General features: G+C 72.8%; 15 protein-coding genes. 12 read left to right on the plus strand and 3 right to left on the minus strand.

Annotated elements, in window-relative coordinates:
- Window position 1: 1 nt before the first annotated feature.
- Together IF45_RS0116075 and IF45_RS0116080 are read left to right on the plus strand one after the other, a co-directional pair.
- The gene (locus IF45_RS0116075) at window positions 2–550 is read left to right on the plus strand and encodes a TetR/AcrR family transcriptional regulator (protein ID WP_008412497.1); all 549 of its coding nucleotides are present in this window, start codon (window positions 2–4) and stop codon (window positions 548–550) included.
- Window positions 547–2,094, plus strand: a complete 1,548-nt coding sequence (locus IF45_RS0116080) for an MFS transporter (RefSeq protein ID WP_003947107.1) — start codon at window positions 547–549, stop codon at window positions 2,092–2,094. Before IF45_RS0116075 ends, IF45_RS0116080 begins: the two co-directional genes overlap by 4 nt.
- 75 nt (window positions 2,095–2,169) lie before the next feature.
- On the opposite strand, the gene IF45_RS0116085 is transcribed toward IF45_RS0116080, so the two are convergent.
- Entirely contained in the window at window positions 2,170–2,823 is a 654-nt protein-coding gene (locus tag IF45_RS0116085) for a lysophospholipid acyltransferase family protein (RefSeq protein WP_010636594.1), read from the minus strand.
- 311 nt (window positions 2,824–3,134) lie between these two features.
- Between IF45_RS0116085 and IF45_RS0116090 the strand changes: the two genes are divergently transcribed.
- The 3 genes from IF45_RS0116090 (at window position 3,135) to IF45_RS0116100 (ending at window position 5,534) form a co-directional block, all read left to right on the plus strand.
- Window positions 3,135–4,307 (plus strand): glycerophosphodiester phosphodiesterase, encoded by a 1,173-nt coding sequence (locus IF45_RS0116090; protein WP_030308066.1) that lies wholly within the window; start codon window positions 3,135–3,137, stop codon window positions 4,305–4,307.
- A gap of 134 nt (window positions 4,308–4,441) precedes the next feature.
- Window positions 4,442–4,993 carry an RNA polymerase sigma factor gene (locus IF45_RS0116095; RefSeq protein ID WP_015508150.1) on the plus strand — a complete coding sequence of 184 codons (552 nt, stop codon included), beginning with the start codon at window positions 4,442–4,444 and terminating at the stop codon, window positions 4,991–4,993.
- A gap of 37 nt (window positions 4,994–5,030) precedes the next feature.
- The gene (locus tag IF45_RS0116100; RefSeq protein ID WP_003947102.1) at window positions 5,031–5,534 is read left to right on the plus strand and encodes a GNAT family N-acetyltransferase; all 504 of its coding nucleotides are present in this window, start codon (window positions 5,031–5,033) and stop codon (window positions 5,532–5,534) included.
- Between the two features lie 82 nt (window positions 5,535–5,616).
- Here IF45_RS0116100 and IF45_RS0116105 read toward each other — a convergent pair whose 3' ends face one another.
- Complete coding sequence (locus tag IF45_RS0116105; RefSeq protein ID WP_030308068.1) at window positions 5,617–6,057, minus strand: hypothetical protein; 441 nt, start codon at window positions 6,055–6,057, stop codon at window positions 5,617–5,619.
- Between the two features lie 2 nt (window positions 6,058–6,059).
- Complete coding sequence (locus IF45_RS0116110) at window positions 6,060–6,419, minus strand: hypothetical protein (protein ID WP_003947100.1); 360 nt, start codon at window positions 6,417–6,419, stop codon at window positions 6,060–6,062.
- Between the two features lie 95 nt (window positions 6,420–6,514).
- Here IF45_RS0116110 and IF45_RS0116115 point away from each other — a divergent pair, with 95 nt between their 5' ends.
- The 7 genes from IF45_RS0116115 to cbiE all read left to right on the plus strand — a co-directional run bounded on the left by IF45_RS0116115 (window position 6,515) and on the right by cbiE (window position 13,323).
- The gene (locus IF45_RS0116115; RefSeq protein ID WP_003947099.1) at window positions 6,515–7,162 is read left to right on the plus strand and encodes an HAD-IA family hydrolase; all 648 of its coding nucleotides are present in this window, start codon (window positions 6,515–6,517) and stop codon (window positions 7,160–7,162) included.
- 403 nt (window positions 7,163–7,565) lie between these two features.
- On the plus strand, window positions 7,566–8,633 hold the full coding sequence (locus tag IF45_RS0116120; protein ID WP_030308069.1) for a methionine ABC transporter ATP-binding protein: 1,068 nt from the start codon (window positions 7,566–7,568) through the stop codon (window positions 8,631–8,633).
- Window positions 8,630–9,388, plus strand: a complete 759-nt coding sequence (locus tag IF45_RS0116125) for a methionine ABC transporter permease (protein WP_008412489.1) — start codon at window positions 8,630–8,632, stop codon at window positions 9,386–9,388. The genes IF45_RS0116120 and IF45_RS0116125 overlap by 4 nt, the downstream gene beginning before the upstream one ends.
- Before the next feature lie 78 nt (window positions 9,389–9,466).
- Window positions 9,467–10,300 (plus strand): MetQ/NlpA family ABC transporter substrate-binding protein, encoded by an 834-nt coding sequence (locus IF45_RS0116130; protein ID WP_015508153.1) that lies wholly within the window; start codon window positions 9,467–9,469, stop codon window positions 10,298–10,300.
- 35 nt (window positions 10,301–10,335) lie between these two features.
- A complete protein-coding gene (locus IF45_RS0116135; RefSeq protein ID WP_030308071.1) occupies window positions 10,336–11,169 on the plus strand; it encodes a MetQ/NlpA family ABC transporter substrate-binding protein in 834 nt (277 codons plus the stop codon).
- 134 nt (window positions 11,170–11,303) lie between these two features.
- Complete coding sequence (locus IF45_RS0116140; protein ID WP_008412485.1) at window positions 11,304–11,942, plus strand: GNAT family N-acetyltransferase; 639 nt, start codon at window positions 11,304–11,306, stop codon at window positions 11,940–11,942.
- Window positions 11,943–12,108: 166 nt separating this feature from the next.
- The gene (gene cbiE, locus IF45_RS0116145; RefSeq protein WP_030308073.1) at window positions 12,109–13,323 is read left to right on the plus strand and encodes a precorrin-6y C5,15-methyltransferase (decarboxylating) subunit CbiE; all 1,215 of its coding nucleotides are present in this window, start codon (window positions 12,109–12,111) and stop codon (window positions 13,321–13,323) included.
- The last annotated feature ends 130 nt before the right edge of the window (window positions 13,324–13,453 follow it).

The following is a 13,453-nucleotide window of genomic DNA, read 5'->3' on the forward strand; positions in this document are numbered from 1 at the left end:
CATGTCCGTAGACCGTGACCAGATGCTGCGTGCCGCTGCCACGCTCCTCTCCCGCAAGCCGGGCGCCCCCATGGACGAGGTGGCCCGCGCCGCCGGCGTGGGCCGGGCGACGCTGCACCGGCACTTCGCCGGGCGGGACGCCCTCGTGCGCGCCCTGGAGGAGCGGGGCATCGCCGAGTTCGGCGCGGCCATGGACGCCGCCCGCCTCGACGAGGGCAGCTCCGAGGAGGCGCTGCGGCGGCTCATCGCCGCCCTGGAGCCCGGCGCCCAGCTCTACGGCTTCCTGGTCAACGAGGCCCAGCTCTTCCAGGAGGACGTCAACGAGGGCTGGGACCGCCTCGACGCCCGGATCGCCGCCTTCTTCCGGCAGGGCCAGGAGCGCGGCGAGTTCCGCATCGACCTGCCCGCCGCCTGGCTGACCGAGGCGCTCTACGGCCTCCTCGGCGCCGCGGTCTTCGCGGTCCAGCAGGGCCGCGTCGCCGCCAACGACTTCACCTACCTCATGGCCGAGCTGCTGCTCGGCGGAGCACGCCGGAGCGTGACCGCATGACCGCCCCCCTTTCCACCCCGACCCAGCACGAGGAACTCAGCCGGCCCGGCCGGTGGATCGCCCTCTCCGTCCTGGTCCTCGCCGTCCTGCTGGTGGCCGTGGACGCCACCGTGCTGGGGCTCGCCACCCCGTTCCTCAGCGAGGACCTCAAGCCCACCGGCACCCAGCTGCTGTGGATCGGCGACGTCTACTCCTTCGTCATCGCCGGCCTGCTGGTCTCCATGGGCAGCCTCGGCGACCGCATCGGCCGCAAGAAGCTGCTGCTCACCGGCGCCACCGCCTTCGGCCTGGTCTCGGTCCTCAACGCCTACGCCACCTCGCCCGAGCTGATGATCGTGGCCCGCGCCCTGCTCGGCGTCGCCGGTGCCACCCTGATGCCCTCCACGCTGGCGCTGATCCGCAACATCTTCCACGACGCCCGCGAACGCAGCGTCGCCATCGGCATCTGGGGCGCGGCCGCCTCGGCCGGTGCCGCCGTCGGCCCGGTCGTCGGCGGGTTCCTGCTGGAGCACTTCTGGTGGGGCTCGGTCTTCCTCATCAACCTGCCGGTGATGGCCGTCCTGGTGGTCGTCGGCGTCAAGCTGCTCCCCGAGTCGAAGAACCCCGCCCCCGGCCCGTGGGACCTGGCCAGCGTCGGCCTCTCGCTGATCGGCATCATCGCCGTCGTCTACGCGATCAAGGAAGGCGCGGTGCACGGCGTCTCGTGGGGCGTCGGCGCGGCCGCCGTGGCCGGTGTCGCCACCCTGGCCTGGTTCGTCCGCCGCCAGCTGACCCTGAAGTCGCCGCTGCTGGACATGCACCTCTTCCGCAACCGGGGCTTCTCGGCGGCGGTCCTCGCCGACCTGCTGACCATCCTGGGCCTCGCCGGCCTGGTCTTCTTCCTCTCCCAGTACCTCCAGCTCGTCCAGGGCAGGCGGCCGCTGGAGGCCGGGCTCGCCGAACTCCCGGCCGCGATCGGCGCCGTCGTCGCCGGTCTCCTCGCGGGCCGGGCCGCGCGCCGCTTCTCGGTCCGGGCGGTGGTCTCCGGCGGCCTCGCCGCGATCGGTCTGGCGCTGGGGGCCATCACCCTGGTCGGCCAGAACACGGGTTACCCGCTGCTCGGCGCGATCCTGCTGGTGGTCGGCGTCGGCGCGGGTCTCGCCTTCACCGTGACCGCCGACGTGATCCTCTCCTCCGTGCCCAAGGAGCAGGCCGGTTCGGCCTCGGCCGTCTCGGAGACCGCCTACGAACTGGGCGCCGCCCTCGGCATCGCCCTGCTCGGCTCCATCGTCACCGGCGTCTACCGCGGCTTCCCGGTCCCCGAGGGGACGCCGGGCCCGGTCGCCGACGCCGCCCACGAGTCGCTGGGGGGCGCCGTCGAGGCCGCCTCCGCCCTGCCGGGACAGACCGGGGCCGAACTGGTCGCCGCCGCCCAGCGGGCCTTCGTCGACGGCCTGCACACCGCCTCGTCGATCGGCTGCGTGGTCCTGGTCGCCACGGCCGTGGCCGCCTGGTTCCTGCTGCGCGGGCAGCGGCTGGAGGACGGGGCCGGGGCGCACCACTGAGCCGCCCGTCCCAGGACGCGCGAGAGGGCCCCGCTGCCGCAGCGGGGCCCTCTCGCGTCTTCGCCTGCCGACGGGTCAGGCCGCCTTCGCCTTGGTGGCGTACATGTCCACGTACTCCTGGCCGGAGAGCCGCATGACCTCGGTCATCACCGAGTCGGTGACGGCGCGCAGGACGTACCGGTCGCGGTCCATGCCGTCGTAGCGGGAGAACTCCATCGGCTCGCCGAAGCGGATGGTGACCTTGCCGGGGCGCGGCATCCCCTTGCCGCCCGGCTGGATCTTGTCGGTGCCGATGACGGCGAACGGCACCACGGGCGCGCCGGTCATCAGGGTGAGGCGGGCGATGCCGGTACGCCCCCGGTAGAGGCGGCCGTCGGGGGAGCGGGTGCCCTCCGGGTAGATGGAGAAGACCTTGCCCTCCTCCAGCACCCGGCGGCCCGTCATCAGCGCCGCCACGCCGCCGCGTCCGCCGTCCCGGTCCACCGGGATCATCCCCGCGCCCCGGAAGAACCAGGCCATCGCCCGGCCCTTGATCCCCTTGCCCGTCACGTACTCGTCCTTGCCGATGAAGTAGACCGGCCGCTCGCAGCAGACCGGAAGGATCAGCGAGTCGATGAAGGTGAGGTGGTTTCCGGCCAGAATGACCGGCCCGGTGCCGGGAATGTTCTCCGCCCCCTCCACCTGCGGCCGGAACATCAGGCGCAGAACGGGGCCGAGGGTGGCCCTCATGAACGCGAGGCTGGACAAGTGGCCCTCCGATGGCTCGGGTTGGCTGGCAGGTCGGCGCGAACGCCCGCCGTCACCCGGGGGCGGCGGGGCCCGGCGCGGCGGGCCGGGCGGTCACCCGGCACGGAACCACGCAGGTGAGGACGATACTCGCGGTTCGCCGCGGTGCGCACATCGGGTTGATGAACCCGATACGCAGTGTTGACCTGTGTTGGTCCGCCGTTCGGCCCAGGGTCTCCCGCAGGCAAGCGGAGCGCCCCTACGATCGAGCCGCTTTGTCAGGTTCGGGACACCCAGTGAAACGGAGTCGCTCCATGCCGAAGTCCTCCTCCGGACAGCCCCCCGCCGCCGGCGCCCCGCGCCGCGCCCTGCTCGGAGCCACCGTCGCCTCCGCCGCGGGCCTCGCCCTCGGCCTTCCGCAGGCCGCGCAGGCCGCCGAGGCGGCCGCGAGGAAGCGCCCCGGCTCCTTCCGCGACCTGCCGTACCCGACCGTCATCGCCCACCGCGGCGCCAGCGGCTACCGGCCCGAACACACCCTCGGCGCCTACCAGCTCGCCCTCGACATGGGCGCCCACATCGTCGAGCAGGACCTGGTGCCCACCAAGGACGGCCATCTCGTATGCCGTCACGAGAACGACATCACCGGCACCACCGACGTCGCCGACCGCCCCGAGTTCGCCGGCCGCAAGGCCACCAAGTCCATCGACGGGGTGAAGCTCACAGGCTGGTTCACCGAGGACTTCACCCTCGCCGAACTGAAGACGCTGCGCGCCACCGAGCGCATCCCCGGCACCCGGCAGCACAACACCCTCTACGACGGCCGGTGGTCCGTGCCCACCTTCGAGGAGGTGCTGCGCTGGGCCGACCGGGCGGGCAAGGAGCGCGGCGCGCCCGTCTGGCTCCACGTGGAGACCAAGCACCCCACCTACTTCCGCTCGCTCGGCCTCGGCCTGGAGGAGCCGCTGGCCCGGCTGCTGCGCAAGTACCGCCGCGACCGCGCCACCTCGCCCCTCTTCGTCCAGTCCTTCGAGCCGACCAGCATCGAGAAGCTCCACCGGCTCGTCGCCACCCCCGGTGTCGTCCTGCTCTCCGGCGCGAACACCCGCCCCTGGGACTTCGTCGACTCCGGCGACGCGCGCACCGTCGCCGACCTCATCACCCCGGCCGGGCTGAAGGAGATCGCCCGCTACGCCAAGGGGATCGGCCCCACCCTCGACCTGGTCATCCCGCGCCGCGCCGACGGCAGCCTCGGCACCCCCTCCACGCTGGTCGCCGACGCGCACGCCAAGGGGCTGATCCTGCACCCGTACACGATGCGCAACGAGAACCAGTTCCTGCCCGCGGAGTTCCGCCGGGGCACCGACCCCAACGCCTACGGCGACGCCTTCGGCGCCTTCCGGGCCTACTTCGAGACCGGGATCGACGGCATCTTCTCCGACCAGTGCGACACCGCGCTGCTCGCCGCCGCCGAACACCGGCGGCGCTGACCCGCATCCCCGCGCCGCCCACGAGGCGGTACGCGCCCCCCAGGTGTCCACCGGCGTACGCCGGGTGTCACCGGAGGGGGTGACAGGCGGCCGCCCGGAGCAACCGACCGGGGGGCCGCCTCGTCACGCCGGGCATGACGAAGACCGACCCCGCCGGGTGGCTGACCCGTGACGCCTACACCGCGCTCCGGCCGCCGCTGGCCCGGGCGGCGGCCGCGGAGGCCGTCCTGACCGGACTGGACGCCGCCGACCTCGAACAGGCCGCCTGGCTGCGGCTGCTGGAACAGGCCAAGGCCCAGGGCCCGCCCGCCGACCCGCGCCCCGGACTGCTCGCCGCTGTCCGCAGCGAGGCGCGGGCGGCCCTGGGGGCCCTGCGGCGCGAGGGGGCAGGACCACGGCGGCCCCGCCCGCTGGCCACCGGGCCCGGCGGCTGCCCCGAGGGCCGGTTCCTGAGCCGGGAGGCCGCCGCCGAGTTCCGCCGGGCGGTCGACGCGCTCACCCCGCGCTGCCGCACCCTGGTCGCCGCCCTGCTCTCCGGGCGCGATCTCACGTACCGCGAAATCGCAGGAACGTTGGGTATCTCACAGGGCAGCGTGGGGCCGGAACGTTCCCGTTGCCTGGGATGCCTGCGCAGAATGCTCGCGACGGAGGTTGGAGCTCCTGGCGCGGGGGGAATGGAGCGATAGACAACCGGCGGAACAGGTGAGCGAGAGGCATGCACACATGGGCATGAGTGTGATCGTCGCTGCGGCGCGGGAGAGCGACGCCGAGCAGATCTTCCGGCTGCAGTACCTGTGCTTCCAGAGCGAGGCCGAGCGGTACGGCAACTACCGCATCGAGGCGCTGGTCGAGTCCCTCGACTCGGTCCGGGCCTCGGTGGGCCGGGACTGCGTCTTCGTGGCCCGCCTCGGCGACGAGGTGGTCGGCGCCGTCACCGGCACGGTCGGCGAGGACGGCACCGCGCGGATCGGCAAACTCTGCGTCCATCCCCGTCTCCAGCGGCACGGCCTCGGCGCCCGCCTGCTGCTCGCCGTGGAACGGGCCCTGACCACCGAGCGCGGCGCCAGCCTGCTGAGGCTGCACACCGGTCACCGCAGCGACCTCAACCTCCGCCTCTACCGGCGCGCCGGATACGCGGCCGTGGGAGACACCACGGTCGACGGCGTCCAGCAGATCGTGCTGGAGAAGGCCGCGCCCACCGGGCAGGAGTACGCCGCCAGCGCCTGACGGCCGCCTGGCCGCCCCGGACACGCGGACGGCCCGCCTCCGGTGAGGAGACGGGCCGCCCGGCCGCGGTCGCGCGGGGAACTCAGGCGCGCGGGCGCCGCAGCCACAGGATGCCGGTCACCGGCAGGATCACCGGGATGAAGAGGTAGCCCCGGCCGAACTCCGACCAGACCGTGGAGTCCGGGAAGGCCGAGGGGTCCGCCAGCGTCCAGATCCCGACCAGCACCACACCGGCCAGCTCCACCGCGCAGCAGACCAGCGCCGCCACCCGGGCGCGCTCGCCGCCGCGGACCAGCGTGTAGGTGATGAAGGCGTACACCACGGCGGCCACCGCCGAGAGCGTGTACGCCAGCGGGGCCCGGTCGAACTCGGTGGCGATCTGGTAGGCCGAGCGCGAGACCGCGCCGACCACCATGACGCCGTAGACCCAGACCAGCAGCGTGCCGGGGCCCGTGACCAGCTTGCGGCGGGGTTCCGCGGCCGCCTCGCCGGCGGGCTCCGGGCCCTGTCGCGTCTCGCTCATCCTCAGCCTCCCCAGATGTCGTAGAGCCGTACTTGGAGGACGGCGAGGACCACGCCGCCGGCCAGGACCGTCATCGAGCCCCAGCGGGTCCGCTCGGCCAGCGACATGAAGCCGGCGGCCGGGACACAGGCGGCGGCGCCCAGCAGGTACGAGACGAAGAGCACGGTGCCCTGCTCCGGCGACTGGCCCCGGGCCAGCTGCACCACGCCGACGACCAGCTGCGCGACGGCCAGCAGCGACACCACGGCCATGCCGATGAAGTGCCAGTCCTTGGTCGGCTCGTGGCGGGCGAACGCCAGGCCGCACCAGGCGGCGAGCAGCAGCGCGCAGACCGCGGTCGCGATCGTCAGGGCATCCAGCATGCGGCGAACCCTATTACGGGCCATTTCACCCGCCGTCGGCGGCCCACCCCCTGCACGGGCCGGACCGGCGGCCGCCGGTCGTACAGTCGGGCACCATGAAGATCGAAGCCGATGCCCTGCTGTTCGACAACGACGGAACCCTCGTCTCCTCCGTGGACTCCGCGCTGCGGTGCTGGACCCGCTGGGCCGAGGAGGCGGGGCTGACCGCCGCCGACTTCGCCCGGGTCCCGATGCACGGCAGGCCGTCCGCCGAGATCGTCGCCGACCTCATACCGGCCGCCGGGGTGCCCGCCGCCGTCGCCCGGATCGAGGACCTGGAGGTCGAGGCGGTGGCCGAAGGGGTCGAGCCGGTGCCCGGCGCCCTCGCCCTGCTCGGCTCGCTCGCCGCCGGCCGGTGGGCCGTGGTCACCTCCGCCAGCCGCCGCCTCGCCGAGGCGAGGCTGGCCGCCGTCGGCATCCACCCGCCCACCGTGATCGCCGCCGACGACATCACCCGGGGCAAGCCCGACCCGGAGCCCTTCCTGCTGGCCGCCGCCCGCCTCGGCGTCGCACCCGAGCGGTGCGTGGTCTTCGAGGACGCCCCGGCCGGACTCGCCTCCGGCCGGGCGGCGGGCATGCGGACCGTGGCCTTAACCACATCGCACCCTGCGGCCGAGCTGACGGCCGACGCCGTGGTGAGCGACCTGACGGCCGTGTCCGTGCAGGTCAACGGGGGTTCGCTGGAAATCCTCGTAGCGGACTGACGGGCTCCGGTTGGCGGTCCGCGCGCTGTCCACGGCTGTCCGGCATGCGGACAGTCGTGACCGCGCCGGTCCGCTTGTCTGCTTTACTGGTCCGCATGACCACGACGAGCAACCGCGTACCCGCGACCGAGGCGATCACCACGCCCGGTGCTCGTTGTCTGCGCACCCGCCGAATGCGCGCCTTCTGAGGGCCCCTGCCGCATCTCTCGCGCCCCGAAGCGAGACGGCTGAGGCGCCACGCCTGTCCCACGCCCCGTAGCGGGCCGGACGCCGCACGCGCCCACCCCACCCGGACACGGTTCCCCGCGGTCTTCGCCGCGCCCCGGACCGTGCCGCGTTCCCCACGAATGCCCCCGCGTCCGGCGTACGCGCCGCCGCGCACTCGACAGTGATGGATACCCCTGTGATCACCACATCGGGACTGACCAAGACCTACCGCACCCGCGGCCGCGAGGTCACCGCCGTCGACGACGTCGACCTCACGGTGCGCGAGGGAGAGGTGTACGGCGTCATCGGCCAGAGCGGCGCCGGCAAATCCTCCCTCATCCGCTGCGTCAACCTCCTGGAGCGCCCCACCTCCGGGACGGTCACGGTCGACGGCACCGACCTCACCGCGCTCGCCGGGCGCGGCAACCGCGCCGGCCGCGAACTGCGCCGCGCCCGCAGCCGTATCGGCATGGTCTTCCAGCACTTCAACCTGCTGTCGACCCGCACCGTGCAGGACAACATCGAGCTGCCGCTGGAGATCCTGGGCCACTCCGGTGCCGCCCGCTCCCGCAAGGCGCTCGAACTCCTCGACCTGGTCGGCCTCGCCGACAAGGCCAAGGCGTACCCGGCGCAGCTCTCCGGCGGGCAGAAGCAGCGCGTCGGGATCGCCCGCGCCCTGGCCGGGGACCCGAAGGTGCTCCTCTCCGACGAGGCCACCAGCGCGCTCGACCCGGAGACCACCCGCTCCATCCTCCAGCTCCTGCGCGACCTCGGGCAGCAGCTCGGGCTGACCGTGCTGCTCATCACCCACGAGATGGACGTGGTCAAGTCCATCTGCGACTCGGCCGCGCTGATGGAGCGGGGCCGGATCATCGAGTCCGGCACCGTCCCCGAACTGCTGGCCACCCCCGGCTCGCAGCTGGCCTCCGCCCTCTTCCCGGTGAGCGGCGAGTCCGGCGACCCCGAGCGGACCGTCCTCGACGTCACCTTCCTCGGTGAGTCGACCTCCCGGCCGGTCATCTCGCAGCTCTCCCGTACGTACAACATCGACATCTCGATCCTCGGCGCCGCCATGGACACCGTGGCCGGACGCCAGGTCGGCCGGATGCGGATCGAACTGCCCGGCCGCTACGAGGACAACGTCGTGCCGATCGGCTTCCTGCGCGAGCAGGGTCTGCACGTCGAGAACGCAGCGGACGCGGCGGACGCGGCCCCCTCGGTCGCCGAGGCCGCCCCCGCGCTGGTGAAGGAAGGTGCCAAGTGACCTGGTCCGAGATGCAGCCCCTGCTGGAGCAGGCGAGCTGGGACACGCTGTACATGGTCGGCTGGTCCACCGTCATCGCCGTCCTGCTCGGCCTGCCGCTGGGCATCCTGCTGGTCCTCACCGACCGGGGCGGGCTGCTCCAGAACTCGGTGGCCAACAAGGTCATCGGGCAGATCGTGAACATCGCCCGCTCGATGCCGTTCATCATCCTGATGGTCGCGCTGATGGGCTTCACCCGCTGGCTCACCGGCACCACCATCGGCCGCGAGGCCGCCATCGTGCCGCTGGCCATCGGCGCCATCCCGTTCTTCGCCCGGCTCGTGGAGACCTCCGTACGCGAGGTCGACTCCGGCCTGGTCGAGGCGGTCCAGTCGATGGGCGGCTCGACCTGGACCGTGGTCCGCAAGGTCCTGGTCCCCGAGTCCCTGCCGTCGATGATCGCCGGTGTCACCACCACGATCGTGACCCTCATCGGCTACTCGGCGATGGCCGGCACCGTCGGCGCCGGCGGCCTCGGCGACATCGCCATCCGCTACGGCTACCAGCGCTTCGAGTCCGGCCTGATGTGGATCACCGTCGCGGTCCTGGCCGTCGTCATCTCCCTCATCCAGTTCGCTGGCGACTTCGCCGCCCGGGGCCTGCACCGCCGGGGCGGACGTTCCGGCGCCGCCCCCAAGCTGCGCTTCCTGCGCGACCGCACCCCGGCCGCCACCGGGAAGACCGGTACCGAGCCGGAACTCACCAAGGCTTCCTGACCCACCGCACCACCCCGTCCCCAGCCTGTGACCCCTTGTTCTAAGGGCGAGGCCGACACCCTGAAAGAGGCACTTGTCGTGCGTAAGAACCTGAAGATCACCACCGCTTTCCTCGCCACCGGCGCCCTCGCCCTCGGCCTCTCCGCCTGCGGCGGCTCCGAGTCCGACTCGGCCGGCGGTGACAAGGACGGTCCGCTGACCGTGGCGGCCAGCCCCACGCCGCACGCCGTCATCCTCGACTACGTCAAGAAGAACCTGGCGAAGGACGCCGGGCTCGAACTGGACGTCAAGGAGTTCACGGACTACGTCCTGCCGAACACCGCCACCGAGGACGGCTCGGTCGACGCCAACTTCTTCCAGCACCAGCCCTACCTGGACGACTTCCAGAAGAAGAACGGCACCCACCTGAAGTCGCTGGTCCCGGTCCACCTGGAGCCGCTCGGCCTCTACTCGAACAAGATCAAGAGCGCCGGCGACCTGAAGAAGGGCGCCACGATCGCCCTGCCCAACGACACCACCAACGAGGCGCGCGCCCTCCAGCTCCTCGCCGACGAGGGCATCATCGAGCTGAAGAAGGGCGCCGGCGAGTCCGCGACCCCCAAGGACATCGCGAAGAACCCGAAGGACCTCCAGTTCAAGGAGCTGGAGGCCGCGCAGGTGCCGCGCTCCCTGGACGACGTGGACGCCGCGATCGTCAACGGCAACTACGCCGTCGAGGCCGACCTCAGCCCCAAGGACGACTCGCTGATCCTGGAGAAGGCCGAGGGCAACCCGTACGCCAACCTCCTGGTGGTCAAGGAGGGCGAGGAGAACGACCCGCGCGTCAAGAAGCTCGCCGAGCTGCTCAACTCGCCCGAGGTGAAGAAGTTCATCGAGGACGAGTTCAAGGGCTCCGTCCTCCCGGCCTTCTGAGCCCCGCAGCGGTCACGAGAGAGCGAGACAGCACCATGCGCAAGACCCTGCTCACCGCCGCGGCGGGCGCCCTCACCCTGGGCCTGACCCTCACCGCGTGCGGCTCGGGCTCCGGCCCGGACGACGCGTCCGGCGCCGAAGGCCCCCTGGTCGTCGGAGCCACCCCCACCCCGGCCGGGGAGATCCTCGAGTACGTCAGGAAGAACCTGGCGAAGGACGCCGGACTCGACCTGGACGTCAAGGAGTTCACGGACTACGTCCTGCCGAACACCGCCCTCCAGGAGGGGACCCTCGACGCCAACCTGTACCAGCACAAGCCCTACCTGGACGAGTTCAACCAGTCCAAGGGCACCGAGCTGGTCGCGCTGGACGAGATCTACCTGCCGCCGACCGGTGTCTACTCCGAGAAGGTCAAGGACATCGCCGACCTCCGGAAGGGCGCCACCGTCGCGGTGCCCAACGACGTCACCAACGAGGGCCGTGCCCTCAACCTCCTCGCCGAGGAAGGGCTCATCGAGCTGAAGAAGGGCGCCGGCGCCGACGCCAGCCCCTCCGACATCGCGAAGAACCCCAAGAACATCACCATCAAGGAGCTGGACCCCGCCCAGCTCCCGCGTTCCCTCAGCGACGTCGACGCCGCCGCGATCAACAACAACTTCGCCCTCGACGCGGGTCTGAGCCCCCGCGAGGACGCCATCCTCCTGGAGGAGGCGAAGGACAACCCGTACAACAACGTCCTCGCCGTCAAGAAGGGCAACGAGAACGACCCGCGGGTCAAGAAGCTCGCCGAGCTGCTCACCTCGCCCGAGGTGAAGAAGTTCATCGAGGACACCTACAAGGGCTCCGTCATCCCGGCCACCGCCGGCTGACCCACCCTCACCCACCGGCCGCGCCACGGCACTCCGCTCTCCGCGAAGGGAGCGCGACCCCGTGGTGCGGCCGAGTGCCGTGATGCTGCATGCTGGGCACTCGGCCAGGCCAAGAAGGTTACGGAGAGCGGCGCATGACAACCACCTTCCCGGACATCTCCCTCAGCACCGAACGGCTGGTGCTGCGCCCCCTGGAAGTGGCGGACATCCCCCCGTTCACCGAGATGATGAACGACGAACTGGTCACCGCCTGGACCACCGCCCCGCACCCCTACACCGAGGGCGACGCCCACGACTGGATCACCCGGGCCGCCCCCGCCGAGCGGCTCCGCGGGCGCGGCATCGTCCTGGCCGTCACCGAGTTCCTCACCCAGCGCCTGGTCGGCACCGTCCACCTGCGCCACGTCGACCGCCGCGTCCGCTCCGCCGAACTCTCCTGCGTCGTCGCCCCCTGGGCCCGCGGCGAGGGGTACGCCTGCGAGGCCGTCGTCGCCCTCGCCCAGTGGCTCTTCGGCGACCAGCGCTTCGAACGCCTGGAGATGCGCACCGCCGCCGGGAACACCGCCGCCCAGCAGGTCGCCCAGAAGACCGGCTGCATCAGCGAGGGCGTGCTGCGCGGCGCCCGGATAGCGCGGACCCGCACCGAGGACGGCAGCTGGGCGGAGTTCCGCACCGACCTGATCGTGTGGAGCCTGCTCCCCGAGGACCTCGAAGGCGTCGGCGAGCAGCTCGCCGAGTCCGGCGGCTACCCGGCGTACTCCGACTGGAACTGACCCCGCACCCCGCACCCCCGCACCCCGCACCCCCGCACCCCGCGTTCCCGCCCCCACCTCCGCCGTCGTCGGCCACCCGGTACCCTGCACCCCCGGACCGCCGGGCACCCCCACCTCCGCACGCCCCCACCAGCGCCCCGGCGCAGAGTTCAGGAGAGAGACGACGATGGCCGACCGGGTCACGGTGATCGGCTGGGACGGTACCCCCCTGACCGAGGCGGCCCGCTCCGCCCTCGCCGCCGCCACCCTGGTGGCCGGCGCCGCCCACCATCTCGCCCTGCCCGAGGTCCCCGCCCGCGCCGAACAGGTGCGGCTGGGCTCCGTCCACCTCGCCGCCCGGCGCATCGCCGCCCACCGCGGCACCGCCGTCGTCCTCGCCGACGGCGACCCCGGCTTCTTCGGCGTGGTCCGCGCCCTGCGCGCCCCCGAACACGGGCTGGAGGTCGAGGTCGTCCCCGCCGTCTCGCTGGTCGCCACCGCCTTCGCCCGCGCCGGGATGCCCTGGGACGACGCCGAGATCGTCGTCGCCCACCGGCGCACCCTGCGCCGCGCGGTCAACATCTGCCGCGCCCACACCAAGGTCGCCGTGCTCACCTCGCCCGGCGCCGGACCCGCCGAACTCGGCCTGCTGCTCGGCGACATCCACCGCACCTTCGTGATCTGCGAGGAACTGGGCACCGACCGCGAGCAGGTCACCGTCGTCACCTCCGACCGGGCCGCCGACCACAGCTGGCGCGACCCCAACATCGTCCTGGTGGTCGGCGGCACCGCCGCCCAGAGCCCCGACGGCGGCTGGCGGGCCGGCCGCGACCTCACCCGCAACCGCCGCGGCTGGGCCCTGCCCGGCGCCGGGCAGGACGGTCCGGCCGGCCACGAGGGCGAGGGCCAGCGGCTGCGCGCCTGCCAGCTGGCGCTGCTCGGGCCGCGCCCCGGCGACCTGGTCTGGGACATCGGCTGCGGCTCGGGGGCGGTCGCCGTCGACGCCGCCCTGTTCGGGGCCGCCGTCATCGCCGTCGACGCCGACCGCGCCGCCTGCGAACGCACCGCCGAGGCCGCCCGGCGCGACGGCGTCCAGCTCCAGACCGTCCACGGCAGCGCCCCGCACGTCCTGGAGGACCTGCCCGAGCCCGATGTGGTCCGGATCGGCGGCGGCGGGCCCGCGGTGGTCTCCGCCGTCGCCGACCGGCGCCCCGCCCGCCTGGTCACCCACGCCTCCACCAGGGACGCGGCGGAACTCGTCGGCCGCGACCTGACCGCCCACGGCTACCGGGTCTCCTGCTCCCTGCTCCAGTCGGTGGAGCTGTCCACCGACACCTGGAGCGAGCGGGAACGCACCGTGGTCTTCCTGCTCTCCGGAGAGCTGCCCGACCGCGCCCCGTGACGGGCTCCGTACCCGGCGCGCGGTAGGCTGGCGGATCGTTGTACCGCACGCGGGCCCGTGGCGCTTCCTCCGGCGATATCCGGACAAGGGGCACCGAAGGCCCGGGCCGTCGCGGTAGGACAGGCCGGGG

This window comes from Streptomyces albidoflavus, assembly GCF_000719955.1.
In the GTDB taxonomy this organism is placed as follows: domain Bacteria; phylum Actinomycetota; class Actinomycetes; order Streptomycetales; family Streptomycetaceae; genus Streptomyces; species Streptomyces albidoflavus.

What these genes read in the sequence shown, in the direction of transcription:
- IF45_RS0116100 (WP_003947102.1), top strand. Translation starts at nt 5,031, where the DNA reads ATGGGCATGAGTGTGATCGTCGCTGCGGCGCGGGAGAGCGACGCCGAG.
- IF45_RS0116080 (WP_003947107.1), top strand. Translation starts at nt 547, where the DNA reads ATGACCGCCCCCCTTTCCACCCCGACCCAGCACGAGGAACTCAGCCGG.
- cbiE (WP_030308073.1), top strand. Translation starts at nt 12,109, where the DNA reads ATGGCCGACCGGGTCACGGTGATCGGCTGGGACGGTACCCCCCTGACC.
- IF45_RS0116090 (WP_030308066.1), top strand. Translation starts at nt 3,135, where the DNA reads ATGCCGAAGTCCTCCTCCGGACAGCCCCCCGCCGCCGGCGCCCCGCGC.
- IF45_RS0116135 (WP_030308071.1), top strand. Translation starts at nt 10,336, where the DNA reads ATGCGCAAGACCCTGCTCACCGCCGCGGCGGGCGCCCTCACCCTGGGC.
- IF45_RS0116110 (WP_003947100.1), bottom strand. Translation starts at nt 6,419, where the DNA reads ATGCTGGATGCCCTGACGATCGCGACCGCGGTCTGCGCGCTGCTGCTC.
- IF45_RS0116095 (WP_015508150.1), top strand. Translation starts at nt 4,442, where the DNA reads ATGACGAAGACCGACCCCGCCGGGTGGCTGACCCGTGACGCCTACACC.
- IF45_RS0116140 (WP_008412485.1), top strand. Translation starts at nt 11,304, where the DNA reads ATGACAACCACCTTCCCGGACATCTCCCTCAGCACCGAACGGCTGGTG.
- IF45_RS0116105 (WP_030308068.1), bottom strand. Translation starts at nt 6,057, where the DNA reads ATGAGCGAGACGCGACAGGGCCCGGAGCCCGCCGGCGAGGCGGCCGCG.
- IF45_RS0116085 (WP_010636594.1), bottom strand. Translation starts at nt 2,823, where the DNA reads ATGAGGGCCACCCTCGGCCCCGTTCTGCGCCTGATGTTCCGGCCGCAG.
- IF45_RS0116115 (WP_003947099.1), top strand. Translation starts at nt 6,515, where the DNA reads ATGAAGATCGAAGCCGATGCCCTGCTGTTCGACAACGACGGAACCCTC.
- IF45_RS0116075 (WP_008412497.1), top strand. Translation starts at nt 2, where the DNA reads ATGTCCGTAGACCGTGACCAGATGCTGCGTGCCGCTGCCACGCTCCTC.